This is a genomic window from Roseiflexus sp. RS-1 (assembly GCF_000016665.1).
Lineage (GTDB): Bacteria > Chloroflexota > Chloroflexia > Chloroflexales > Roseiflexaceae > Roseiflexus.
Map to the genome: position 1 here is coordinate 262587 of NC_009523.1, position 26748 is coordinate 289334.

The window sequence follows — 26748 nt, forward strand, 5'->3', positions numbered from 1 at the left end:
CATCATTTCGGTCACCGCATGGGGAGCGCGATTCCGGGAGTGTTCAACCTCTGTGAGAATTGCTACATGCGGGTGAGACACCCGCGCACCCAGGCTGTACGAGAAGACGCACTGTTCCAGGTACAGGGAGACCATATATGAGGATTGTATAAATCGCACTCAGGCGGTGTAGGGATGCGCGCCGCTCCAGAGCGCCAGGAACGTCTCACGAACGCCCATTCGTTGCCCCGGCAGGAATGCATCCTGATTGATCAAGATCAGTATCAGTGGTTCACAAATCCGGTGATAACATATGAGCACTGACATTGTTCGTCACGCCTTTAGCGTTCATGATTACGCACGTATGCGCGAGAGCGGCATTCTTACCGAAGATGATCGGGTGGAGTTGATTGATGGCGAGGTTCGTACCATGAGTCCGATCGGACCGCTCCATGCCGCAATCGTGCGTCGCCTTGTGAAGCGCCTTATCGATCTGGTCGGCGATCAGGCGATTGTCAGTCCGCAGAATCCGATCCAGTTGAACGACTACACTGAACCGCAACCCGATGTCGCTGTTCTGCGTCCACGCGCCGATAACTACCAGCGTGCCCATCCCGTAGCCGCCGATGTGTTGCTGATCATCGAGGTTTCCGATACAACAGCGCAGTATGATCGCATTGAGAAACTGCCGCGCTATGCTGCGGCTGGTATTCCTGAAACCTGGATCGTGGATGGTGAACAGCGCATCGTCGAACAGTGTACGCATCCGGTGCACGATCAGTATGCCCGCATCCAGAAGTATTTCCCCGGTGATGTGATCACGTCGCCGGTTGTGCCAGCAATTGCGCTCAATGCCGATGATCTGTTTGCCTGATGCATCTGTGCGCCGGGCTGACCCGTAAACAGGAACGGTCACGCTTCATTCGTCGGTGTTACAATCCGCTGTTTGAAGGGTCTCTATAATGATATACGCTATCGATCACGTAGTCATTCTCGTCCACGATCTGGCGGCGGCAACAAGCGACTATGCTGCGCTGGGGTTTACCGTGACGCCGGGCGGGGTGCATGCCGACGGCGCAACCCATAATGCGCTGGTCGCGTTCGCCGACGGCAGTTACCTGGAGTTGATTGCGTTTCGCCGCGAGGCGCCGGATCATATCTGGTGGCGGTATGTTGCAGAGGGCGAGGGTCTCATCGATGTCGCCCTGCTGCCCGATGCAATTGATGATGATGTCACCGCAGCGCGCATGCGTGGGCTGGATATGACCGGTCCTTTCTCCGGCGGCAGGGAACGCCCCGATGGGGTGCGTATCGCCTGGAAGACTGCCCGCCCTGCTACTCCCGATCTGCCCTTCCTGTGCGGCGATGTGACGCCGCGCGACCTGCGGGTTCCGACGGGGGCGGCTCGCCTGCACCTAAATGGGGTGACCGGCATTGCGCGGGTGCGGGTTGCGACACGTGATCCGGCAGTGAGCGCCGCCCGCTACCGCGCGCTGCTGGGGATCGAGGGTATGACCGTTGCAGCAGGCGTTTCCTTTGAACTGGGGGCGTCGGCAATCGTACTGACCGCCCTGAATGAACGCCACCGCCGTGAGGGACCCTGTGCGCTGGAACTCCGTGGCGGTGCGTCGGTCGATCTCGACCCTGCAATCACCCACGGCGTACCGATCCGCCTGGGAGCATAATCCTCCACAGTAGCGAGGTTTTCAGCCTCTGTTCCGAAATTCGCACATCCGTCATCGTGTTTGTTTGCTATACTGCGGATGCGGTTGCAATGACGCATCCGCAGTATGATGCTTCGAAGGAGCAGCTATGCTTTCCGATCTCGACATCGCTCAGGCGGCGCGTCTCCGCCCGATCCACGCCGTCGCCGCCGACCTCGGGCTGACCGACGATGACATTGAACGGTACGGACGCAATATCGCCAAAATCGATCTGGCAGTTCTGCAACGGTTGACCGACCATCCCCGCGGTCGCTACATCGTCGTTACTGCAATCACACCCACTCCTCTGGGTGAAGGCAAAACCACCACCACGATCGGTTTGGGTCAGGCGCTGGCGCGTCTGGGGAAGCGTTCCGTCGTCACCATCCGCCAGCCCTCGATGGGTCCGACCTTCGGCATCAAGGGGGGCGCCGCAGGCGGCGGGTACAGCCAGGTTGTGCCGATGGAGCCGTTCAATCTGCACCTTACCGGCGATATTCACGCGGTCGGCGCGGCGCACAATCTGCTGGCGGCAATGATCGATAATCACCTGCACCACGGGAATCGCCTCGACATCGACCCCTACACTGTAAGCTGGACTCGCGTGGTGGACATCAGTGATCGAGCGTTGCGACAGGTGATCGTGGGTCTGGGGGGAAAGGAGAACGGTCCGGTGCGCCAGGCGCAGTTCGACATCACTGTGGCGTCGGAGGTCATGGCGATCCTGGCGCTGACCACCGGTCTGCACGATCTGCGTCAACGGTTGGGGCGCATCGTGGTGGCGCAAACACGCGATGGCGCGCCCGTAACCGCCGACGATCTCAAAGCGGCTGGTGCGATGACGGTGCTGCTGAAGGAGGCGATCAAGCCGAACCTGTTGCAGACGCTCGAAGGCTCTCCGGCGCTGGTTCACTGCGGACCGTTCGCCAACATTGCGCACGGCGCGTCGTCGGTGCTGGCGGATCTGATCGGGCTGCACTGCGCCGATTATGTGGTCACCGAAAGCGGGTTTGGCGCCGATATTGGATTCGAGAAGTTCTGCGACATCAAATGCCGCGCCTCGGGTCTGGCGCCTGACGCAGTCGTGCTGGTCGCAACGGTGCGGGCGCTCAAGGCGCACAGCGGGCGGTACGCCATTACCGCTGGCAAACCGCTCGATCCGCAGCTTTCTGAGGAGAATCCCGACGATGTGGCGGCAGGCGTCGCAAACCTGACGGCGCAGGTGCGAATCGCGAAACTCTTCGGACGACCGGTTGTTGTGGCGATCAATCGCTTCCCCGATGATTTCCCATCCGAGATCGAGGTGGTGCGCCAGGTGGCGCGCGATGCAGGCGCTTTTGAGGTGGTCGAAAGTTTTGTGTTTGCAGAGGGAGGCGCGGGCGGATACGATCTGGCGCAGGCGGTGATGGCAGCATGCGAAATGCCGGGAAAGTTCACCCCGCTCTACCCGCTCGACATGAGCCTGCGTGACAAGATCGAAACGCTGGCGACGAAGGTGTATGGCGCAGCGCGTGTCGAGTATACGCCCGAAGCATCCCGCCAGTTGACGCGGTTCGAGCAGCAGGGGTATGGCGCCCTGCCGATCTGTATGGCAAAGACGCAGTTGTCGATCAGCCACGACCCAAAACTGCGCGGCGCACCTTCGGGGTATGTCTTCCCCATTCGTGAGGTGCGCCTGGCGGCTGGCGCCGGGTTCATCTACCCGCTCGCTGGCGACATCCGCACGATGCCCGGATTACCCGCTCATCCGGCTGCGGAACGGATCGATATCGATGCGGATGGAAGAACGGTGGGGTTGTCGTAGGTGCATGGAAGGAACGCAACGGCTTGCTAAAAGCCCTGCCTCCGTTCGTTCAGCCACGCCAGCGTGCGCTCAAAAGCGTCGGTTTCGGACACCTGCGGCGCATACCCCAGGTCGCGCGTCGCTTTCGCCGATGTGAACCAGCAATCGACACACGTGGACGCCACAACCGAACGGGTCAGCAGCGGCTTGCCGAAGCGCGCGCGGGTCAGGTGCGCCCAGCCTTCCAGCACGGTTGCCAGTGCGTATGCCGCGCGGTAAGGAATTGTCCGCCGCGCGGCAGGCAGCCCCATCGCCACCACGAACGACTCGACAAAGTCGAAGAAGTTGCGCGCCGGTTGATCGGTCACAACGTAGCACTGCCCGTTGACCGGCGAATCGGGGGTGAGACGGTCGGCTGCGAGGATATGCACGTGGGCGACATTTTCGACATAAACATGGTTGAAGCGCGCCCGTCCATCGCCGAGGCGTACCAGGCTGCCGCGGCGCGCCTCAGCAATGACCGTCGGCATGCGATACGGATCACCCGGACCGTACACGCCCGCCGGGCGGATCGCGCAGGTCATCAACCCGTTGCGTCCTGTAGCGGCGAGCGTCTCCTGCTCGGCAACCATTTTGGTATGCCCGTAGAAGGAGAGATGGCGGGTGGGGTAGGGCAATGTTTCGTCACCGTTACGGATCGGACGACCGGCGAAGACGGCATCGATAGAACTGGTGAACACCAGTCGCGTGTTGCGACGCGCGGTGCAGGCAGCGATCACATTGCGGTTGCCGATAACATTCACCTCGTAGAGCGTCTGCTCACGTCCGGGGTGCCAGTCCACCACAGCGGCGCACTGGAAGACAACCGCAGCATCGGCGCAGGCGCGCTGCACCTCATCGGCGCGGCGAATATCGCCCTGGAACATCTCAACCCGCGGATCATCGCAGGGTGTCCGGTCAAATACGCGCACCGGGCGTCCTTGACGGAGCAGCAACTCAACCAGGTGACGCCCGATGAACCCGTTGCCGCCGATCACCAGGCAGAGATCGCGTTCATTTCCCATTGTGCAACGCTGCCTCCAGATCACGGTATGTGCGCATCCGGCGGAGATCGACGCCGATTCCGACCAATGCCTGCGCAACTTCGGGACGAATACCAACCAGCACTGCTTCTGCGCCGAGCAACCGCGCCTGCTGGACAACTGCGAGCAGACCCTGGGCGACCTGGCTATCCACCAGCGGCACGCCGCTGATATCCAGGATCAGGCGCTGCGCTGTGGAACGTTCGAGCGCATGCAGCGCCCGGCTCTGCAACGTCTGCAACCGCTCCGTATCGAGCGCGCCGACCAGGGGCACGATCAGAGTATCGGCGCTGACCGGCAACACCGGAACGCTCAACCCCTGAATGATCGCGCGCTGCTGACGATTCTCCTCCAGCAGGCGCTCCTGGGCGGCGGCGCGCGCCTCGACCTCTGCCAGCGCCTGTTGCAACTCCTGGGTGCGTTCGGCGATTCTGGTTTCCAGCGTTGCCTGGAGTTCTTCCAGGCGCTGATTGCGCTGCTGCGATTCGTGCAGCGCAACCCGCAGCGTCTGACCGAATCGTATCGTGAAAATGCCCAGCACAATCGCAACAACCACAAATCCGCCCAGGTCGCCGCCGATATTCCCCGGACGGGACGCGGCAATCCCGACCAGCGGAACACCAAGCGTCTCAAGAATAGCGGTGACGGCCACGCTGATGCTGCTCAGCACAATGGTCACCGTGACCAGGCGCTCTTGACCCATCAACCCGGCAAGCACGATCGGCAGGGCGAAGGTAAACAGCATCGCCCCGCTGCTGCGCACACCGGTGGTAAGCAGCGCTGCGCTGATCACCAGGAGAAGCCCGATACAACCAAGCATAAGCGCCGCCGGGAAGCGACCGCGCCGTACAAGCGCAATGCCAGCGAGTTGCACCGGAATTCCGGTCCAGATAATGCCCATAACGATTAACCGTTCTGTCATTGGCAGCGGCGCGAGGAGCGTCACGAATGACCCGGCGAACGAAAGCGCCGCCACTACCAGCAGCATTGTCTGGAGCAACGTCGCCTGCCGGTATGCCGTCACATCGGTGTATGGCAGCGTGCGCATCCAGCGCATAAACGGATCGAGCATAACGATCTCCAATCCTGTGTGAATGGGAGTTTTTCGTGCCAGGTGTGCGTCAGCGCTCCGCCCCCTCCTGGCAGCAAAGCGATCTTCCAGGGAACGGCGGCGGCGCGCATGCCACATCTATTGAATCCAGTAATACCGAATGTTCTGGCCGTGGAGATGATGAAGATCAACAATATACACCGGTGTCCGTTCTGTCCGTAGAGTTGATGAAGATTGAGCATTAAATCCGGTATGCGCCTCGTGCCGTCGGGCTAATGAAGATTGAGAAATAAATCCACTATCCCGCGCTAGCCGTGGGGCTGAAGCCCTCGGCTATCCAAGGCGAAGCCCGCCTGCGCGGGCTATACCGGATTATTTCTTCAAAGACCATACGCCCTCGGCTATCCAAGGCGAAGCCCGCCTGCGCGGGCTATACCGGATTATTTCTTCAAAGACCATACGCCCTCGGCTATCCAAGGCGAAGCCCGCCTGCGCGGAACGCGAACTCCAATGGTGACCCTCTCGACCATCGGTTATCGGCTATGCAAGGCAAAGCCCGCCTGCGTGGAACGCGAACTCCAACGGCGACCCTCTCGACCATCGGCTATCGGTTATCGACTATCGGTTATCGGCTATGCAAGGCAAAGCCCGCCTGCGTGGAACGCGAACTCCAACGGCGACCCTCTCGACCATCGGCTATCGGCTATCGGTTATCGGTTATCGACTATCGGCTATCGGCTATCGGCTATCGGCGACGATCAGCCCTCAGCTCTGGAAGGTGAAGCCTGCCTGCGCGGGCTATACTGGATTTTATTCTTGAAATTCATTATTCTGATCGCTGCGTGTGGAGCGTGACGATCACTACGGTCGCCCAGTGTGGCATGTTCATCTGTCTACAAATGTGAGAATTGCTTACGAACTCCGATCGGGTCGTGATAGTCATCCTGTAAGACATTGTATCATACATTGTTGCTCAGGGGATTGACGCTTCTCCGCGCTTCCCCTACAATCGTCACGGGCGTTTGCGCTCAATCTGTGCTCAGGACGTAACAGGAGTACGTGTGTGGCCCATCTTGATCTGAGCATGTTCAAAGCCTACGATATTCGCACGCCAGCGCAGCAGTTGACACTCGACCTGTCCGAGCGTCTGGCGTATGCCGAGGCATACTATTTTCGCGAGAACCTGGGGGTTCAGAAGGTTATTCTCTGCCGCGATGCGCGTCTTTCCGGCGCGCGGTATCTCGAACAGGGCATTCGCATCTTTCGCGATCTCGGGTTCGAGGTGCTGGCAGCGCCGCAGGTCAGTTCCGCCTGTCTGTTCTACTATACGTGTATGCGTCATCCCGACGCGGCTGGCGTGATGTACGGCGCATCGCACAACCCTGGCGGCGACACGGGGCAGAAGATCGTCGCGCCGGGTGTGCAACCGATTGCGGATGGGTGCGGTCCCGGCGGCGGGTTGCAGACCATTCGCCGGTTGTACGAGCAGGGCGCGCGACCGCAGCGCATTGGCAGCGGGAAGTTGCGGATCGTCAACTATTTCGACGATTATGTGCGCGACTCGATGCGTCTGGCTGACGTCAGTCCGGGTGACCTGGCGGGGTTGCGGATCGTGCTCGATTTTCTCTCCGGCGCAGCCGGGCAGGAGATGATCCTGGCGTTCACCGCTGCTGGCGCGGAGATCGAGCCGCGCAATCTGGTGCCGGACGGTCATTTTCCTTCCGGCGCGCCCAATCCGGTTGTGCATGCGTCGATTGCGCCTTCGCTGGAAGTGCTGCGCAGCGGCAGGTTCGATCTCGGCATGTTTTTCGATGGCGACGGGGATCGGCTCGATATTGTTGCACCGGATGGCCGGCAGATCAGCCCGGCGTTCAACCTGATTGCGCTGGTGCCGCGTTTGCGCGCACTCTTTCCCGACATACCGCACCCCAACGTGTATGTCGATCTGAAAGCCAACCCGCTGGCAATCATTCGCATTGCGCGGCAGGGGTTCGGCGTGCACGTCATTCGCAATGGTCACTCGCAGATCAAACAGGCGCTGGGAAAGAATGCGGCTGCCGGTTTCGTCGCTGCTGTGGAGGAATCGGCGCACTACTATCTCAATCTGCGACGGGAAGGTGCTGTCTTCCCGATTGAAAACACGCTCTTTTATGCACTATTGACGGCGCGCGCCTGGCGGGAAGATCCGGCGCTGTACCGCGACCTGCTCGATCTGCAACAGACGACCTTTCGTGAGCGCGAATGGGGGTATCATTTTCCGAATGATGACCTGCGCGCAGCAGCGCTGGCGGCAGTCGAGGAGGCGTTCGTGCGGAATGGCTGGCAGGCGATGCATCGAATGGCGGACGGCGCCGCCATGGATGCGACCCTGCTCCGCGACGGTCTCCCCTTCGTGATCGACGCCGACACGCCGTTGACCGAAGAGTGGACGCAGGTTGCGCAGCGCGCCTCGCAGAGTGAGCGTGGATTGGCGCGCTGGGAAGTGACCGCTGGCACAGCTGCACGCAGAGACGCCGCCGTGCGCCTGATTGAAGAAACTGTTCGTCGTTTCCAGGCGGGACAAAAATATGTGGGGTAGTAGCTATGGACATCTTCAAGTTGCGCGACCATATCGTCAATGAGTTCGCCGCATATACGCAAAGTTTCCTGAACATTCTCGACCCCGATATTCGTGAGTTTGTGCAGCAAGAACTTGCGCGCGGCAAACTCTGGCCCGATGCCCTCGTGCAACTCTCACCCGCCTACGACCGCTCTCTGACGGTTGCCGATCTGGTTGAACAGGGCATCCTGCATCCGCTCTGCCGTGATATTTTTCAGGTCGGCGGAGCGACGAAATCATCCCTGCGGCTCTACCGCCATCAGAAACAGGCCATCGATATGGCCGCCGCCGGTCGGCACTATGTGGTGACGACCGGAACCGGTTCAGGCAAGAGCCTGACCTATATCATCCCGATTGTCAACCACATCCTGCGCAACCGTCCCGAAGATGGGCGTGTTCGTGCAATCATCGTCTACCCGATGAATGCGCTGATCAACTCACAGGCGCAGGCGATCAAGCGTTTCTTTGAGAATGCGTCCGGCAGGTGTCCGGTACGTTTTGCGCGCTACACCGGTCAGGAAAACGACGCGGAAAAAAAGGGCGTTCAGGAGAACCCGCCGCACATCCTGTTGACCAACTATGTGATGCTGGAATTGATGCTGACGCGCCCCGAGGAGTTTGCGTTTGTCGATGCCAGCGCCGCCAACCTGCAATTCGTGGTGCTCGACGAATTGCATACCTACCGCGGGCGTCAGGGCGCCGACGTGGCGATGCTGATGCGGCGTCTGCGCGAGCGCTGCGGCAATCCGAACCTGATCTGCATTGGCACCAGCGCCACGATCGTCAGTGGCGAGTCGGTTGATGATCGGCGAGCGGGCGTTGCCCGTGTAGCCGAGACGATCTTCGGCGTGCCGTTCACTGCCGAGCAGGTGATCGAGGAAACGCTGATCTACGCAACCCCTGCGGCATCGATCACAAATGCAGAGTTGCGCGCGGCTCTCGAAGATAATCCTCCGGAACGCCTGGACTGGAATGCCTTTCAACGGCATCCGCTGGCGCGCTGGATCGAACAGACTTTCAGTTTGCGCACCGATGCACAGGGACGCCAGCGCCGCGCCGAGCCACGCACACTGCGTGACGGTGCACAGGCGCTTGCGCAGCAGACCGGCGTTCCTGTCGAACGGTGCGAGAAGTATCTCCGCCATTTCTTCGCCCTGGGCAGCAACGTCAGAGACCCGGAGGGCAATCCGGGGTTCGCCTTCAAACTGCACCAGTTCATCTCCCAGGGCAGCGCCGTGTACAGCACGCTGGAACTTCCGCCAGCGCGTCATCTGACGCTCGAAGGGCAGCAGTATGTCGCCGGTTCGGACGGTGATCGGTTACTCTTCCCGCTTGTTTTCTGCCGCGAATGTGGTCAGCATTATGCGCTCTGCGCCTACGACGAGGAGCACGGTCAGGTTGTCCCGCGGCACCCGATGCTGCGCGGCGAGGATGTGACCGAACCGGCGCGCGCCGGATACCTGCTGATCGGCGCCGACGCCTGGAGCGAGGAACTCGAGGACACGTTGCCCGACACGTGGTTTAATGTGCGCCGCAACGGGCGCACACTGAAGAAGGAGTATCGCGAGTTCGCACCAAAGCGCCTGTACGTGCGCCCCGACGGTCAGACGTTCGATCCGGAGCGGGTTGGCGCCCGTCCTGGCGGTGCAGTGGACGCCTGGTTTCTTGCTGCGCCGTTTCTCACATGCCTCTCCTGCGGCGCGGTGTACACCCGCAGAGACAGGGACGACTTTCGGAAACTGGCGCGCCTGAGCAGCGAGGGGCGCAGCACGGCGACCACGCTGATCTCGCTGAGCGCCATCGAAGCGATGCACACCACCGACCTCGATCCGAAAGCGCGCAAATTGCTCAGTTTTACCGATAATCGCCAGGATGCGTCGTTGCAGGCGGGCCATTTCAACGACTTTGCCGCCGTCAGTCTGTTGCGGGCTGCAATCGCTGCTGCGCTGCAGAAAGCTTCGCCTTCCAATCCACTGACCCACCTGACTATCGCACCAGCGGTGTTCAGGGAACTCAACCTGCCGCAGGAGGCGTATGCGCGCACCGTCGGCGAATATGGCGGCGCCCGGCGACGCAACGAGGAAGTGCTGACCGCGTATCTGGAGTATCGCATCTTCGAGGACCTGCGCCGCTCATGGCGCGTGACGCAACCCAACCTGGAACAGTGCGGTTTGCTGCGGATCGACTATCTCGACCTGCACGATCTCTGTGCTGATGATCGACCGTGGCAGCGTCACCCGGTTCTGGCGGCTACGCCGCCTGATCAGCGCGAGCGCACCATCCGCGCCCTGCTCGACCATATGCGGCGCGAACTGGCAATCGATGCACCCTGTCTCGATCCGGAACAGCAACCAGAACTGCTCCGCCGCGTCGATGCTGCGCTCAAAGAGCCATGGGTCTTCGATGAAGCCGAAAAGCGCCCAAATGGGTTGCGCATGGCGACGCGCTTCGTGCTCCCCGGCGACGATACGAACGTTCCCGGCGCGCGAAGCCTCTCCCGATACAGCCGCGCAGGGCGCTTCCTGCGCTCATCGGCAGCCTGGAGCGCGCTCGAAGCGCCGCTCGATGATCAGGAGTATGCGGCGCTGCTGACGACATTGTTCGAGATCCTGATGGGCGCGGGGATTCTGGTTGACGTGACTGTGCGGCGCGGACTGCGCGCATTTCAGATCCGGCGCGATGCGTTGCTGTGGTTGCCCGGTGATGGAACGCCGCCGCTGCCTGATCCGATCCGTTCCCAACGAATGACGACTGTTGCACGGGCGGCGTCTGACGACACGCAGAACGGCGCTGCTCGCACCCCGGCGAATGCCTTCTTTTCCAGGTTCTACCTCCGTCCGCCAGAGCGGTTGCTGCGGATCGAAGGGCGGGAGCACACGGGACAGGTAACGCAGGAAGACCGTCAGGAGCGCGAGCGACGCTTCCGTGAAGGCGAACTTCCGGTGCTCTTCTGCTCGCCAACTATGGAACTGGGGATCGACATCGCCGACCTGAATGCGGTTCATATGCGCAACATGCCGCCAACCCCCGCCAACTATGCGCAGCGATCCGGTCGAGCAGGGCGCAGCGGTCAACCCGCGCTGGTCATCACCTACTGTTCGACCGCCAGCGGGCACGACCAGTATTTCTTTCAGCGCCCGAAGGACATGGTCGCCGGGGCAGTGGCAGCGCCGCAGATCGACCTGACCAACGAAGATTTGCTGAAGGCGCATGTCCACGCGATCTGGCTGGCGGAGACGGGGCTTGATCTGAAACGCTCAATGCTCGACCTGATCGATGCCGGCGCGCCAGACCTGCCGCTCAAATCGGAGGTGCAGGAACACATCATGCTGGACGATTCCCGCCGGGCAGCGTGTGTCGCCCGGGCGCGGCGCGCCTTCGGCGGGCTGCTCGCATCTCTTCCAGGCGAATGGTTCGACGAGGGGTGGCTGGAGCGGGTCATCAACGACGCGCCGCGTCACTTCGACGAGGCTTGCAACCGCTGGCGACAACTCTACACCGATGCGCGGGCGCAGTTAAACGAAGCGCGTCGCATCACCGACGACTGGCACCGCGGCATCGGCACGCGCGAGATTGCCGACGATGCCGAACAGCGTGAGAAAGAAGCGAAACGCCAGATCGATCTGCTGTGCAGCCACGAGCGTTCCAGCAGCGAAAGCGACTTCTACCCCTACCGCTACTTCGCCAGCGAGGGGTTTCTCCCCGGTTACAACTTCCCGCGTCTGCCGGTGCGCGCATTTCTGGCGCACAGACTGGGAGAAGGGGTTTACCTGGCTCGACCGCGTTTCCTGGCGATCCGCGAGTTTGGTCCGCAAAACATCATTTACCACGAAGGGCGCAAATATCGCGTGACCCGCACCACCATCCCGGCTGGTGATGCAAGCCGTCGCTTTCTGCGCGCAAAGATCTGTCGCGCCTGCGGCTACTTCCACGAAGGCGGCGATGCCGATGTCTGCGACCAGTGCGGCTTACTGCTCACCGGTCAGAATACAACGATCCTGCCGACCCTCTTCGAGATGAGCACCGTCATCGCCACCCCCGCCGACCGGATCACCTGTGAAGAGGAAGAACGTGTTCGCAAGGGGTACAATCTGGAAATGTTCTACCAGTTTGCGCGGGGACCGCACGGCGCTCGCCGTGATACAGGCAATGTTCAACTGGAGACGGCGGAAGGGCGCCAGGAGCATATTGCGCTCACCTATGCGCCAACGGCGACGATCTGGCAGGTGAATCACGGCTGGAAGCGCTCGAATAACGGCTTTGCGCTCAACGTGCGCAGTGGCGAATGGGGAAGCGACCCCGCCGATGATGATGATAACGAAGCTGATCCAGGTCAGCGGAACGAAGATGTGCGCACGGGCGTGCGGCTCGTGGTGCGCGACACGCGCAATCTGCTCGTTGTTGAACTGCCGCCGTCGCTCGCCGCGCAGGAACAGGTTGCGGCAAGCCTGCAGTATGCGTTGCAATCCGGCATCACCGTCGCTTTCCAGCTCGAAGAGCAAGAGTTGAGTTCCAGACGTCTCGGTTCAGGTGCGACGACGCGCCTGATCTTCTGGGAAGCCGCCGAGGGAGGAGCGGGAGTGCTGCGACGGTTGGTGGAGGAGCCGGAAGCGCTTGCGCGGGTCGCGCGCGCTGCGCTCGAACTCTGCCACTACGATGAACATGGACAGGAGCGCAGTGATGTTGGAGAATGCGTGCGCGCCTGCTACCGCTGCCTCCTCTCGTACAGCAACCAGCCCGACCACGGGCTGCTCGACCGCCGCTCCATCCGCGATCTCCTGATCGATCTGTCCCGGTCACGGGTGCAGCGCCAGCGCCACGATGATCGTGATACACCCGAGCACACCGCGCTACCCGCCGTCTCTCCCGCCATTGCGCGGGTGCTGACTGCCATCCGCGACCTGGGCGGGCGTGAACCGGATCAGATCCTGCCCGATCTGGACGGCTGCCGCCCACACCTCGTCTATCGTCCAGGCTACTGCATTCTCTGCCCGGAAGCGGGTGAAGACCTCGCTCCTCTGCGCGCTACCCTGGAAGAGTCCGGGTATGCGGTCGTCGTCATTCACCCGAACGACGATGTGGCCGCAGTGCTGGGATCATACGACTTCTGGCGCATGTGATCAAAGCGCCTGAATGGTTAGCATCCCGTTATCCAGGGTTGTTATTTCTTTTCTTTGTGAAGTTTGACACAATATATTTCGTGTGATAGACTCGGTGCATCAGATGCCTCGTGCGATGGAACGCATGCATCTGTGGACTTCATCATCCTGCCTTCAGGAGGGCTACCGATATGCGCCGTGAGCATGCGCGTGCGATCCTTTTCCCCCTTGTTCGTCTCCCCTGGTTGCTCATTGTGCTGGCGCTGATTGCGTATGGTGCGGTGCTGGCGGGCGGCATCGTCCCTGCACTGACCGGTGCTGCGGTGAGCGGCATCGCGATGTTCACCCTGGGCGCGGCGCTTGCGATATACACCGGTATGCGCGTTGGCGCGGCGCCGGTGCGGTTGGGCGGGCGCGCTGCGTCGGCGCGGCGCGCCTATCTGACGCTTGCCTTTGCCGCCACAGGCGTGCTCTATCTGGCGGTCATTTTTGGAGCGATCAACACGAGTGCCGGCACGTTGTGGACGTGCCAGACATGGCCCGGTTGCGCGATGACCGGCGATAGTGCCTGGCTTGCGCTGGCGCACCGCGGGCTGGCGGGCGGCGCAACCCTGCTGATTGCGGCGCTTGCGGTGCAAACCTGGCGCATCCGGCACGAGCGTTCGCTGCGGATCGCTGTTGCCTGGGCGCTGGGGCTGATGCTGATACAGAATCTGGTCGGTCTGGCGCAGGTGCTGCTGGCGCAGGGCGGCGAATCGCAGCCGGTGGCAGTCGCGCGCCTGATGCACCTGGGGCTGAGCGCAACGGCGTGGGGGGCGCTGGTTGTGCTGACAACGCTGGCGTTGCGGCGACCGTTTCCCGCTGTGGCGCTACTGCGCCCGGCGCATGTGGCGCGCCCCGGCATGACCGACACGGTGTTGCTGGAGGGTAAGCCGTCGCTGCTGAAGGACTATATCAGTCTGACCAAGCCAGGGGTGATTTCGCTGCTTATTCTGACAACGATCACCAGCATGTACATCACACCGGCTGGCATTCCGGAGTTGTCGCTGGTGCTGTGGACGACGCTCGGCGGCTGGTTGATGGCGTCCGGCTCGCACTCCATCAATTGTTATCTGGATAAAGATATCGACGTGAACATGGGGCGCACGGGTCGCCGTCCGATTCCGAGCGGGCGCATCCCGGCGTGGCACGCGCTGGCGCTGGGCATTGCGCTTGGCGTCGTGGCGTTCGTTATTCTGGCGTTGTTTGTGAACCTGCTGGCGGCGATACTGGCGCTGGCTGGCTTCCTCTACTATGTTTTCATCTACACGATCTGGCTGAAGCGCACCTCGAAGCACAATATCGTCATTGGCGGCGGTGCAGGCGCATTTCCGCCACTGGTCGGCTGGGCGGCGGTCACCGGTTCGCTTGCGCCGGAGGCGTTGCTGCTCTGGTTGATCGTCTTCTTCTGGACGCCACCTCACTTCTGGGCGCTGGCGCTCATCCGGCAGAAGGATTATGCCCGCGCTGGCGTGCCGATGCTGCCGGTGGTGGAAGGCGATCAGGAAACACGCCGCCAGATTGTGATCTACACCCTGTCGATGCTGGCGCTCACGGCGCTGCCTCCGGTGCTGGGGATGCTCGGATGGGCCTACCTGATGAGCGCGGCAGTGTCCGGCGGCCTGTTCCTGCACTATGCGCTCAAACTGCGCCGCGACGGAACGACCACAACCGCCTGGGCGCTGTACAAGTATTCGCTGCTCTACCTGGCGATCCTTTTCGTGGCAATGGCGGTGGATCGTGTGGTGTTTGCGTGATGGCGGAATACCGAACGGTGAACGCGACCTGAGCAAGCATATCGAATGGTACGGAACATGGACGGATGCACCTGATCCAGGGCGCGTGTTCGTGACGTGGCGTGGGGGGCGCGAGACGCGGGTCGAGAAGCGGTTGCTTCTCCCCGCGTCGTTCGTTTTGGAGCGCGGGCATCCTGCTCTCGTAGACGCGACAGGGGCGGGACGCCCTCGCTCCCAGGCGCACGTGTTACCCTTGGTGTGAACAGTTCCTCTTACCTCGCATAATTGCTGCATCGTGTGGTATCATACATACGAAACCAACACCGCACATCCCGATGATCGAAACACCAGTTCGTTCGCCGACTGAAGCATTCTGTGCAACAAGCCGTCTGCGCTACAGCGTTGCCGGTGGCGGTGAACGTGGAGTGGTGCTGTTGCACGGTTGGGGCGACACAAAAGAGATCTGGCACGCCACATGCGCCGTGCTGTCATCGCGCGCCCGCGTTTTTGCCCCCGATCTCCCCGGTCACGGCGGCTCGCCGCTCGACGGCGCCGAACGGATGCAGCAGGTCGCAGAGCGCGTTGCAACGTTCTGCACAGCGCACGGGTTGACCTCGTTTGCGCTTGTGGGGCACTCCATGGGGGGCAATGTTGCACTGGAACTGACGCTGACGCATCCGCAGATGGTCGAACGGCTGGCGCTGGTGGCGCCTGCGGCGCTGGGGACGGCAATGCCGCCCTACACGCGCCTGTTCTTGCAGGACGGATATGGGTGGGCAGCCCTGCGCGCATCGCTCCTCTTCTACCGCAGGGTGGATGCGCTGGCGCGCCAGTGGCGACCGATCACCGCCATGACCCGCATCCTTCCCGGAGTCCGTCGCGCAGCATTCGCTGCCCATCACGACCCGGAAGGTTTGCATCGTCTGCTGAATGCGCTGTTCGCCAATTCGCTCGACGGTCGACTGGACCGGGTGCGCGTGCCAACCCTGGTGATCAACGGCGATCTCGATGCCGTCGTGCCGTCCCGTCTGTCGCAGCGCGTGGCGGCAGCTATTCCGGAAGCGCGCTTCGCGCTGGTGCGGGGAGCGCTGCACCATCCGATGGACGAGCAACCGGAAGCGTTTCAGCGTCTGTTGCTGGAGTTTCTGACCTGATGGATCTGACGCGCACAACCGTTGTCGTTGCCGGAAGTGCGCCTGTGCGTTTGAGCGTCATTGATGTTGCACCGACCGCGCCTGTACGCGGTACGATGGTGTTCATTCACGGCGCCGGCGGGTGCGCCGAACAATGGTTGCCGCAGGCGACCTGCTTTGCCCGCAACTACCGTGTTGTTGCGTTCGACCTGCGCGGTCACGGTCAATCCGAAGCGCCGCGTTCCGCCTATACGCCGGAGGAGTTTCTGTGGGATTTCACCCAACTGCTCGACCGTCTCGAGATCCGCGAGCCGTTTCTCCTGATGGCGCACTCCTTCGGCGGACCGATTGCGCTGACATTCACCGCCGCGCAACCGCATCGCGTCGCCCGACTGACCCTCGTGGCGACTGCGCCGGAGATCCATCTGCATCCTGTGCTGGAAACCGTGCTGAAATTGCCGATCCCGCTCACCGCTCTCGAACGGTTGCGTCCGATCCTTGCGCCCAAACTGCATGCGCCGCTGTTCGTTATCAAGCGTGTGCTGGCGGGAACACTCTTTCCCTGGCGCGGATGGGATCTGCTCCCGCAGATCACCACGCCGACCCTTATTATTGGAGGACAGTTCGATTTCATCGTGCCGACGTCGGCGCTGCAACGGATGCACCGTCTCTTGCCCGATTCGCAACTGGAAATCATCAGGTACGCCCGTCATCTGCCGCAACTCGAACGCCCGAAAGCGGTCAACCGCGCCATCGAACGCTTCATCGGCGTGCGTCGAAGCTGGCGCGGCGACATTGAGGGCGAAGATGTCTTCTGGGAGGAAGGTCTTCCATGAGTCGTTTGTACGATCCACGCCTGCCCGACATCCTGCGGCGTATGCGCTGGTCGGCACTGCCGGAACGCTACGTTCTGGCGGGGATCGACCCGCGCGAGTCGGCGGTTGCGATCCGCCTGCTGGGAGGTCTGCGCGCGCGTCTGTGGCAGTTGTTCGTCGCACCCGATACCATCACCTTCATTCTGCCGGAGAGTGACTGGCGCAGTCTCAGTCCGGCATTTCCGCGCGCCCGCGTCGAACGTCCGTATCGGGTAGTCAGTTTCGAGATCGATCTGCCGCCCGACCTGACCGGATTCCTTGCGGTTATCAGCGAGGCGCTGGCGGCGGCGTCCGTGCCCATCGTTGCAATTTCCGGGTTCAGCCGCGATCATCTGCTGGTGCGTGAAGCTGATCTCGATCGCACACTGGCGACACTCGATGCACTGGTATCGTCCGCAGCGGCGGAGAGGTGAGTTCAACCGATATGGCTGCACGTCCCTGGCTTGCCTGGTATGATCCCGGCGTTCCTGCCGGGATCGTTGTGCCGGATAGCACATTGCCCGATCTGTTGGCGACAGCAGCGCGCGAATATCCGGCTGCGCCGGCAATCCTGTTTTACGGGCGGGTGATCGACTATGCCATATTCGACCGCCTGGCAACCCGCTTTGCCGTTGCTCTGCGCAACGCCGGTGTTGCGCCCGGCGAGCGCGTGGCGCTGGTGTTGCCCAACATTCCACAGGCGCCTGTCGCATACTACGGAGCGCTGCGCGCTGGCGCCATCGTTGTGCTCACCAACCCGATCTTCGAGGCGGGCGGTCTTGTACGCCAGCTTACCGATGCTGGCGCGACCACCCTGGTGGCATTGAGCATGTTCCATCCGCTGGTCACAGCTGTTCGCGAACGCGCCAGCGTGCATCGGGTCATCTATACCAATCTGAAGGAATTTCTTCCGCCAGGGCAGCGACGCCTGTTTACGCTGCTGCGTCAGGAACGTGAGGGTCACCGTGTCCCCACCGACGAGGCGCGCCGCGCACTCTGGATGGCGCATATGCTGGCGGATACTGCCGCTGCACCGCTGCCATCGCGCGATCCTGATGAACCTGCGGCAATTCTGTACACCGGCGGCACGACCGGTGAAGCGAAAGGGGTGGTGCATACCCATCGCAGTCTCGTCGCCAATGCGCTGCAAGTCGCCGCATGGTTTCCCGCAGCACGTCGCGGCGCCGAACGGGTTGTCTGTGTGCTTCCATTCTCACATGCCTATGGGATGACCGCCTGCATGAACTTTTCGGTTGCGATTGCAGCGGCGATGATCCTGTTGCCGACGTTCGAGACTGCTCACGTGCTGCATGCCATTCGCCGGGAACGCGCCACGATCTTCCCCGGCGTTCCGCCGATGTATGCCGCAATTGCGGAGATGAGCAATGCACGACGCTACGGGCTGTCATCGTTGCGCGCCTGCATCAGCGGCGCCGCCCCACTGCCGATAGAAGTGCAGGAAGGATTCGAGCGCGTCACCCGCGCCCGCCTGGTCGAAGGGTATGGATTGACCGAGGCGGGTCCGGTGACGCATGCCAATCCCCTGGGATCAGCGCACGAGCGCTACGCGACCATCGGCATACCCCTGCCATCGACCGATGCGAAGATCGTTGATGCGACCACCGGCGCCGATCTGCCGCCGGGACGTATTGGTGAGTTGCTGGTACGTGGTCCGCAGGTTATGCAGGGATATTGGAACCGCCCGGACGATACCGCAGATGCCTTCACGCCGGATGGATGGCTGCGCACAGGCGACATGGCGCGGATGGACGCCGACGGTTTCTTTCAGATCATCGAACGCAAAAAGGATGTTATCATCGCCGGACCGTACAACATCTACCCGCGCGACATCGAAGAAGTGCTCTATCAGCACCCCAAAGTGCTGGAAGCTGCGGTTGCCGGCATTCCACGACCCGAGGGACGCCCGGATCTGCGCGCCTTTGTTGTCCTGCGGAAAGGAGAACACGCCACTGCCGACGAAATTATCGAGTTTCTCCGCGAGCGCCTGAGCGCGCACAAGGTTCCGCATATCGTCGAATTTCGCGATGCGCTGCCGCGGTCGTTCATCGGCAAGGTGCTGCGGCGCGCGCTGATCGACGACGACCGTCAGAAGAACGCATAACGTTATGAACAGCATCTCTCGTCTTGCTGCGGCGCACGCCGCCGCCCGATCGCTGGTTGCGTCCGGGCGCATTCCGGGTGTAGTGGTCGCTCTGGCAGTCGGCAACCGGCAGCCGGATATCTGTGCAGTCGGTTCGGATGCCGACGGACGTCCGCTTACCCCCGACGATCTCTTTCCGGTTGCCTCGATCACGAAACTCGCGACCGCGCTCGCCGTTCTGCGTCTGGTTGATCGCGGATTGATCGCGCTCGACGATCCGGTTGACCGGTTTCTCCATCGGGAAGCGCCGCATCCCGGCGTTACCATCCGTCGTCTGCTCTGCCACACTGCCGGATTTCCCATCGACCTGAGCAGCGACGATGCTCCTTACGAACCGGGATTGACGTGGGAGGCGCTGGGGCGGGCATGCCTGCGGGCGAAACTGCGCCACCAACCGGGAACGGAGGTGCTCTACAGCAATATCGGCTACGGATTGCTGGCGCTGGTTGTGGAAGCGCGCGCCGGCGCGCGTTTTCGTGATGCGTTACGTAACCTGGTGCTGACGCCGCTCGGTATCGAAGGGTATCTGGGAGAAGAACCGCCGCGCGCGCCGGCGCGCATCGCTGATGTGCGCGGACGTCACCGCGCAACAGCACTGGAACCGTTCAACTCGACGTTCTGGCGATCACTGGCGCTGCCGTGGGCTGGACTGATCACGAACGCAGCCGGCGCCCTGGCGCTGGTGCGCGCGTTTCGTGGGCATCCGCCGGGTTTTCTCAGTCCACCCCTGCGCACTGCGGCGGTCACCGATCAGACGGGTCATTTGCCGGGAGGGTTCATCGAGCCGTTGTGGTGGGATCGCTGCCCGTGGGGATTGGGACCGGAAGTGCGCGGCGTGAAGGAACCGCACTGGCTGCCGTCGAGTGTCGGCGCCGATTCGTTCGGGCACACCGGCGCGTCGGGATGCCTGGCGTGGGCGGCGCCGGGCGCTGATGTTGCCTGGGCAATCCTCGGCGCGCGCACCGCCGATAACGGCTGGTTGTTGCGCCATTCGCGGACGATCAGTGCAGCAGTGGCGGGGGAGCGTTGAAGGTGGGAAGGTTGAAGGTGGGAAGGTTGAAGGTGGGAAGGTTGAAGGTGGGAAGGTTGAAGGTGGGAAGGTTGAAGGTGGGAAGGTGGGAAGGTTGAAGGTGGGAAGGTTGAAGGTTGAACGTTGAAGGTTGAACGTTGAACGTCAGGCAGGTGGGAAGCCCGATCGGTCGGCAGGTTTGGATGATACGATTCAGTTCCCGGTTCTCAGTTCCTGGTGCTCAGTTCCTGGTGCTCAGTTCTCGGCTATCGGCTATCGGCTATCGGCTATCGGTTCCCGGTTCTCGGTTCCCGGTTCTCGGTTCTCACCAGACCGCAACAAAGACGTTCAGGCAGGCGTATTATCGTCAGGGAAAAGGAACACTGAGCGCGTGAAAGAAAACGAGGTCAGCAATGAACGGGAATGGCTATCGAAACAGTTCAGGCGGGTTGAGCATTCCACCAATCTACCTGTATATTGGCATTGGTATTCTGGCAGTCATCATCATATCGGTCATCGGCGGATTGTTGAGCGCCGGGGTGCAGGCATATTTTGCGGTTGCAGCGGGCGCACTCCTGGTGCTGGCAAACCTGCGCGACCTGCTGAGCGGCGCAGGCAGCAGCGCCGCCTTGATGAATACCATGGTCGGCGCGGGGCTTATCTTTTTCTTCCTGGGCAGCGCCTTCGGCTGGGTCTGGTACATTCCTGCGCTGCTGCTGCTGGTTGCGGCGACTCCGCTTGCACTGCGGCGCGCCGATGTGTACAACGTCTACCTGGGCGCCGCGCGCTCGATGGCGGTCAATGTGCGTCGCGCCGTGGGCGGGCGCACCCGCCTGCCGTAAGCGTTACGACACAGCGGCAAGCGACCGCTGCACTGCATCGATCAGCTCTGATGCAGTAAACGGTTTCTCGATATAACCGACGCCGCTCCGCTCGAAGAAATCGCGCGTGCTGCGACTGGCAGTGTCGCCGCTGACGAACAGGACGCGCCGCACAAGATGCGGCGCGCGCTGTTTTAATTCGACGAAAAGTTCATCGCCGCTCATCCCCGGCATCCGCACATCACAAATGATCAGATCGTAGGCGACGCGGCTGAGCAGATCAAGCGCCTGCGCCCCGTCGTGGCACACATCAACAATACACCGCTGTTCGCGCAGCAATCGCGCGATCAATTCCGCCACCGCCGCTTCATCATCAACCACCAGAATATGGTAGCGCGAAGAGGGCTGAACGGTAACCGTCGTATCCCTGGTTGACGGAACTGATACAAATGACTGCACCGGCAGTTCGACAGTAAAGCATGCCCCCTTGCCAGGAGCGCTCTGCACGCGAATGTTGCCATGATACTGCCGGACGATGCCGTAACAGATCGACAGTCCCAGTCCGGTTCCTTCACCGACCGGCTTGGTGGTGAAGAATGGCTCAAAAATGCGCGGCAGATGTTCAGGCGCAATGCCGGGACCGGTATCGGCAATTTCAAGCACAAGCCACTGACGATTTTCGCGCAACTCCAGCCGTGTCGTGACGACAATCGTTCGCCGACCGCTCCAGGAAGCCAGCGCCTGCTGCGCGTTGTTCAACAGATTGAGCATTACCTGCTTGATCGCCGTCGCATCGGCGACGGTCAGCGGCAACTGCGGCTGGAGGCGTTCTTCGACTGTGATGTTGTGTGTGCGCATCTGATAGGCGAGCAGGCTCAACACCTGCCGTGCAGCCAGGTTCAGATCGACCTCCTCCAGGTGCGCCTCGCGTTGCCGCGCGAATGTCAGCAGATTCTGCACGATCCGTCGCGCGCGGGTGGCGCTTTCGACGATCATCGTCAGGTCGTGCTGGTATTCAGCCGGCGCGACTTCTTGCAAAATGCCGGCAAAACCCAGCACGGCGGTGAGCGGATTGTTGAGTTCGTGCGCTACACCGGCAACCAGTTCGCCGACTGCGGTCAGTCGTTCTGACTGGATGAGGCGCTGCTGGGCGATGCGCAGATTCGCTATCGCCTGCTCGCGCGCCTGATGCAGTTGTGCGTTTTGAATCGCAACCGCAAGATGCTGCGCAAGATCGGCAAAGGTGCGGATCTCGATGGCAGGGAAAGCGTTCGATTGCCGACTTGCCAGCAGCAGCATGCCGGAAAGGTTTTCGCCATCGACGATAGGAACGATCAGGCACGACCGGATGCCAGCTGCAACGAGGCGTTGCGTGAGGGGCGGGTTGCCGGTATCGTCCAGCGGCAGCAACACCGGTTGACGCTGTTCAATCAGGCGTCGCAGGAAGATCGTATCCTGGTCGTGGTAATGGACGCAGAGCGTTTCGGTGTTATCCGACGCCGGATAGTGCGCGACTGGCTGGAGATGCTGCGCCGTGCGATCAAAGAGCGCCAGTTCGGCGCTATCGAGTGGAACCACGCCGTGCAGGTGCTCGATCAGATGATCGAAGATCGCGCGCAGATCGTGCGTGGCGGTAATCGTCCGCGCGATTTTGTTCACCAGCGCGAGACGGGCGCTCTGTTCGCGGGCGCGGCGGTAGAGTTCGGCGTTGCGTACCGCCAGCGCTGCGTAGGTGGCGAACGCCTGGGCGCGCGCAGCATCGGCGCGGGTATAACGGTTGGGTAATCGGCTGAACAGGGTGAGCATGCCAACCACGTCACCCTGAGCGCGCAGCGGCACACTCAGCCATTCACCCGGCGCGTTCGATAACGAACACATGGCTTCGATTGCATCTTCAGGCAAACGACGCACAATCACCGGTTCACCGACGGTTTCGATGCGGTTGAGCAGCGCATTGTCTTTAGGGAGCCGTTGGTAGGTCGGCGCCGTGCGATCAGGCAGACCCCGGCTCGCGGCGATGTAGTACCCATCGTCGTCGCGCAGAATGATCGCCGCGCTGTCATACGAAACAATGCTGTGGAGGTGTTCCAGGATGAGATCGAGAAGCTGGTCGCGGTCGAGGGTCGAGATCAGCGCCTGGGTGATGTGCTGTGCGCTGCTGGCGAACTGATGTTCCGGAGTTTCACCCGCTTCGAGCCAGACGAGCAGCAGACGCACAGCATGCCCGTGCTGATCACGGACAGGGTACGCATTCCAGCGCCGCGACACCACTCCGCCGATCTGCGTTGCTGGCACCGTGTCATCGTGCCGGAGACCTGCCATCGAAAGCCACAGGTCATCGAGGCGATCGTCGCTGAAGCGGGGGATAACATCACGGCACAGGCGACCGGTGAGCGTCGCCGAGATACGAATACCGAGGCGAGCGCAGGCGCGCGCATTGATCGCCAGGATGCGAAAGTCGGGCAGCGATACGACCAGAATCCCCGCAGGAATGTGGTCAATCACTTCAAAGAGCAGATCGGCGCTCTCCGGTTGATCATGCGCTGGTGAATACCCCATACGCTTGCGTTACGGGTACATGCGATACAGCATCCGTGGGAAGGGAATCGTTTCGCGAATGTGATGCGTACCGGCAATCCACGCAGTCGCGCGCTCGATGCCCATGCCGAACCCGCTGTGCGGGACGCTCCCGTAGCGACGCAGATCGATATACCACTGATAGTCATCGACGTTCAGCCCGTATTCACGAATGCGGCGCTCGAGCAGCGCCGGGTCGTGGATCCGTTGTGAGCCGCCGATGATCTCGCCATACCCTTCCGGCGCCAGCAGATCGGCGCACAACGCCACTTCGGGGCGTTGCGGGTCGGGTTCCATGTAGAACGCTTTAATCGCGCTGGGAAAGCGTTCGACGAAGACTGGACGGTCGAACAGTGAGGCGATCAGCGTTTCGTGCGGTGCACCGAGGTCTTCGCCCCACTCCAGCGGCGTGCATCCCTCGACATCGGCATGCCGTTCGGCGATCAGTTTCAGCGCTTCATCGTAGGTGATGCGCGGGAAGGGCGGCACGCAGCGCTCCAGCGGCTTCGTATCACGCTCGAGGGTTGCCAGGTCGTCGGCGCGGCGCTCCAGCACCCGCTGCACAATGGCGCTGACGAATCGTTCCTGCAACGCCAGATTGTCTTCGTGCAGCGCAAACGCCACCTCTGGCTCGATCATCCAGAACTCGGTGAGGTGTCGGCGGGTCTTCGACTTTTCGGCGCGAAAGGTCGGACCAAAACAGTAAACCTTGCCAAAACTCATCATGCCGGCTTCGACGTAGAGTTGCCCGGTTTGCCCGAGATACGCCGTGCCGAGATCGAAGTAGGGCGTGGCGAACAGGTTGGTGGTGCCTTCGGCGGCGCACGGCGTGAGGATCGGCGTGTCGAAGCGCACAAACCCCTGATCGTTGAGCCACTCCTGCGCCGCAGCGATAATTTCGGCGCGGATGCGCAGGAGCGCGTGCTGCTTCGACGAACGGATCCACAAATGCCGATGTTCCATCAGGAATTCAACGCCGTGCTCCTTGGGCTGGATCGGGTATTCCGGCGCGATCTGAATGATTTCGATGGCGTTGACGTCGAGTTCAAACCCGCCGGGGGCGCGCGCATCGGCGCGGACGGCGCCGGTGATCCGGCAGGAACTTTCGATCGTCAACTGCTGCGCTGCTGCGAAGGTCGCTTCGGTGACATTGTTGCGGAAGACAACACACTGGATAACGCCGCTGCCGTCGCGGAGGCGGATGAAGACCAGTTTACCCTTTTCGGTCTTGTGCACAACCCATCCGGCGAGGGTGACGACCTCTCCGTTGTGATGCGCAATCGTGCTGATCGTGGCAGTGGGAAGGAGTGACATAGCCGTGCTTCCGTCATTCATCATTTGTTGAAAATGAGTATAGCATATCCTGGGTCGCTTTTCATGCATTTCAGGAGTCATGAGCCAGACACGAGACAGGCGCCATCGACAACCGGTATGGTATAATCGCCGGACACAGCAGAAAGGTCGGGTCTGCGACACAGTTGGACGGATGGTACAGAGTGCAGCCATCTCTTGCACGTGAATCTCAGCCGCTGGCGCGTCCGTTTATCAAATGGGCGGGCGGCAAAGGTCAGTTAATCCCGGAACTGGCGCGTCGTCTGCCGCCGCGTTTTCGCCGCTACCACGAGCCGTTCGTCGGCGGCGGGGCGCTCTTTTTCCACCTCTTCAACCACGGGTTGTTGCGCGATGGGGCGGTGCTCAGCGATTACAATCCTGAACTGATGGTCTGCTACGAAGTGATCCGCGATGATGTCGAATCGCTGATCACTGCCCTGCGCTGGCATCACCGTCACCGGCTCGACCCGCACTATTTCCTGGAGGTGCGGAACTGGGATCGTCAACCCGATTTTGCGCAGCGCAGCAAGATCGAGCGCGCGGCGCGCACGATTTTCCTCAATCGTACCTGTTACAACGGGTTGTATCGGCTTAATCGCAAGGGGCAGTTCAACGCGCCATTCGGCTACTACAAGAATCCGCTGATCTGCGACCCGGAGAATCTGCGGCTGGTGAGCGCCGCGTTGCGCAATGTCGAACTGTGCGTCGGCGATTTCAGCGATGTGCTGCACCGCGCTGAACCGGGCGATCTGGTCTATTTCGACCCCCCCTATGTGCCGATGAGCGCAACGGCATCGTTCACCCATTACACCGGGCAAACCTTCGGTCCCGACGATCAGCGGCGCCTGGCGGATGTCTTTGCCGAACTCGGCGAACGTGGCGTGTATGTGATGCTCAGCAACTCGTCGACTCCGTTGACCCGTGAGTTGTACGCTGCCCGCGCGGTCAGTTCGTCCGTAGTGTATGCCAGCCGCAAGATCAACTGCGATGGGAGCAAACGCGGGCACGTGGAGGAGTTGATTGTCTGTTCGTATCCGGTGGAGTAGATCTTTTGCCCCCTCATCCCCCTGCCCCCTTCTCCCACAAGGGGAGAAGGGGGAATGTGGGCGTCCTGATGCCTGAAACGGAGGCGGACCGGTCGGGGCGCGGCGATGGTGCGCCGAGGCGGATGGGTCGGGGCGCAGCATGCCGCACAGGGGTAGATCAGTCGGGGCGCAGCATGCCGCACAGGGGTAGATCAGTGGGGGCACGGCATGCCGCACAGGGGTAGATCAGTCGGGGCACGGCATGCCGCACGGAGGCGGATCAGGTCGGGGCACGGCATGCCGTGCCCCAACGTGTTCTGAGTCAGGAAAAAGGCCTCACATCGCCGCCGGTTCTTCCTGTTCCGCCAGTTGACGCAGCACGTAGTGCAGGATGCCGCCGGGTGCGGCGACGCTGCACAGGGGTAGATCAGTGGGGGCACGGCATGCCGCACAGGGGTAGATCAGTCGGGGCACGGCATGCCGCACAGGGGTAGATCAGTCGGGGCACGGCATGCCGCACGGAGGCGGATCAGGTCGGGGCACGGCATGCCGCACGGAGGCGGATCAGGTCGGGGCACGGCATGCCGTGCCCCAACGTGTTCTGAGTCAGGAAAAAGGCCTCCCACCGCCGCCGGTTCTTCCTGTTCCGCCAGTTGACGCAGCACGTAGTGCAGGATGCCGCCGGGTGCGGCGACGCCGCACGGAGGCGGATCAGGTCGGGGCACGGCATGCCGTGCCCCAACGTGTTCTGAGTCAGGAAAAAGG

19 protein-coding genes are annotated in these 26748 nt (G+C 61.8%); 14 read left to right on the forward strand and 5 right to left on the reverse strand.

Going from position 1 to position 26748, the window contains the following annotated elements:
* Positions 1-292: 292 nt before the first annotated feature.
* The 3 genes from ROSERS_RS01115 to ROSERS_RS01125 all read left to right on the forward strand — a co-directional run bounded on the left by ROSERS_RS01115 (position 293) and on the right by ROSERS_RS01125 (position 3486).
* Complete coding sequence (locus ROSERS_RS01115; RefSeq protein ID WP_011955012.1) at positions 293-853, forward strand: Uma2 family endonuclease; 561 nt, start codon at positions 293-295, stop codon at positions 851-853.
* Positions 854-941: 88 nt separating this feature from the next.
* Positions 942-1664 (forward strand): VOC family protein, encoded by a 723-nt coding sequence (locus tag ROSERS_RS01120; protein ID WP_011955013.1) that lies wholly within the window; start codon positions 942-944, stop codon positions 1662-1664.
* A 127-nt stretch (positions 1665-1791) separates the two neighbouring features.
* Positions 1792-3486, forward strand: a complete 1695-nt coding sequence (locus tag ROSERS_RS01125) for a formate--tetrahydrofolate ligase (RefSeq protein WP_011955014.1) — start codon at positions 1792-1794, stop codon at positions 3484-3486.
* Positions 3487-3512: 26 nt separating this feature from the next.
* Here ROSERS_RS01125 and ROSERS_RS01130 read toward each other — a convergent pair whose 3' ends face one another.
* Positions 3513-4529, reverse strand: a complete 1017-nt coding sequence (locus ROSERS_RS01130; RefSeq protein WP_011955015.1) for an NAD-dependent epimerase/dehydratase family protein — start codon at positions 4527-4529, stop codon at positions 3513-3515.
* The gene (locus ROSERS_RS01135) at positions 4519-5619 is read right to left on the reverse strand and encodes an STAS domain-containing protein (protein ID WP_011955016.1); all 1101 of its coding nucleotides are present in this window, start codon (positions 5617-5619) and stop codon (positions 4519-4521) included. The genes ROSERS_RS01130 and ROSERS_RS01135 overlap by 11 nt, the downstream gene beginning before the upstream one ends.
* Before the next feature lie 543 nt (positions 5620-6162).
* Here ROSERS_RS01135 and ROSERS_RS25665 point away from each other — a divergent pair.
* From ROSERS_RS25665 to ROSERS_RS01180, 10 genes are all read left to right on the forward strand, one after another.
* Entirely contained in the window at positions 6163-6453 is a 291-nt protein-coding gene (locus ROSERS_RS25665; RefSeq protein ID WP_157040916.1) for a hypothetical protein, read from the forward strand.
* Positions 6454-6661: 208 nt separating this feature from the next.
* The gene (locus tag ROSERS_RS01140; protein ID WP_011955017.1) at positions 6662-8176 is read left to right on the forward strand and encodes a phosphoglucomutase; all 1515 of its coding nucleotides are present in this window, start codon (positions 6662-6664) and stop codon (positions 8174-8176) included.
* Between the two features lie 5 nt (positions 8177-8181).
* Positions 8182-13317: a DEAD/DEAH box helicase gene (locus ROSERS_RS01145; RefSeq protein WP_011955018.1), complete on the forward strand. Its 5136-nt coding sequence runs from the start codon at positions 8182-8184 to the stop codon at positions 13315-13317.
* Positions 13318-13487: 170 nt separating this feature from the next.
* A complete protein-coding gene (locus ROSERS_RS01150; protein WP_011955019.1) occupies positions 13488-15092 on the forward strand; it encodes a heme o synthase in 1605 nt (534 codons plus the stop codon).
* Positions 15093-15406: 314 nt separating this feature from the next.
* Entirely contained in the window at positions 15407-16225 is an 819-nt protein-coding gene (locus tag ROSERS_RS01155; protein ID WP_011955020.1) for an alpha/beta fold hydrolase, read from the forward strand.
* A complete protein-coding gene (locus tag ROSERS_RS01160; RefSeq protein ID WP_011955021.1) occupies positions 16225-17040 on the forward strand; it encodes an alpha/beta fold hydrolase in 816 nt (271 codons plus the stop codon). Before ROSERS_RS01155 ends, ROSERS_RS01160 begins: the two co-directional genes overlap by 1 nt.
* Entirely contained in the window at positions 17037-17492 is a 456-nt protein-coding gene (locus ROSERS_RS01165) for an ACT domain-containing protein (protein ID WP_011955022.1), read from the forward strand. Before ROSERS_RS01160 ends, ROSERS_RS01165 begins: the two co-directional genes overlap by 4 nt.
* An 11-nt stretch (positions 17493-17503) precedes the next feature.
* Positions 17504-19180: a long-chain-fatty-acid--CoA ligase gene (locus ROSERS_RS01170; protein ID WP_011955023.1), complete on the forward strand. Its 1677-nt coding sequence runs from the start codon at positions 17504-17506 to the stop codon at positions 19178-19180.
* A 4-nt stretch (positions 19181-19184) separates the two neighbouring features.
* Positions 19185-20249, forward strand: coding sequence for a serine hydrolase domain-containing protein (locus tag ROSERS_RS01175; RefSeq protein WP_011955024.1), 1065 nt, complete (start codon positions 19185-19187; stop codon positions 20247-20249).
* A 392-nt stretch (positions 20250-20641) separates the two neighbouring features.
* Positions 20642-21070 (forward strand): hypothetical protein, encoded by a 429-nt coding sequence (locus ROSERS_RS01180; protein WP_011955025.1) that lies wholly within the window; start codon positions 20642-20644, stop codon positions 21068-21070.
* Between the two features lie 3 nt (positions 21071-21073).
* Here the strand turns inward: ROSERS_RS01180 and ROSERS_RS01185 are convergent, their stop codons facing one another.
* Together ROSERS_RS01185 and asnS are read right to left on the reverse strand one after the other, a co-directional pair.
* Positions 21074-23608, reverse strand: a complete 2535-nt coding sequence (locus tag ROSERS_RS01185) for an ATP-binding protein (protein ID WP_011955026.1) — start codon at positions 23606-23608, stop codon at positions 21074-21076.
* Positions 23609-23617: 9 nt separating this feature from the next.
* Entirely contained in the window at positions 23618-24940 is a 1323-nt protein-coding gene (asnS, locus tag ROSERS_RS01190) for an asparagine--tRNA ligase (protein ID WP_011955027.1), read from the reverse strand.
* A 182-nt stretch (positions 24941-25122) separates the two neighbouring features.
* On the opposite strand from asnS, the gene ROSERS_RS01195 reads away from it, so the two are divergent.
* Positions 25123-26004 (forward strand): DNA adenine methylase, encoded by an 882-nt coding sequence (locus ROSERS_RS01195; RefSeq protein WP_011955028.1) that lies wholly within the window; start codon positions 25123-25125, stop codon positions 26002-26004.
* Positions 26005-26319: 315 nt separating this feature from the next.
* Here ROSERS_RS01195 and ROSERS_RS25670 read toward each other — a convergent pair whose 3' ends face one another.
* Positions 26320-26457, reverse strand: coding sequence for a hypothetical protein (locus ROSERS_RS25670; protein WP_157040917.1), 138 nt, complete (start codon positions 26455-26457; stop codon positions 26320-26322).
* Positions 26458-26748: the final 291 nt, after the last annotated feature.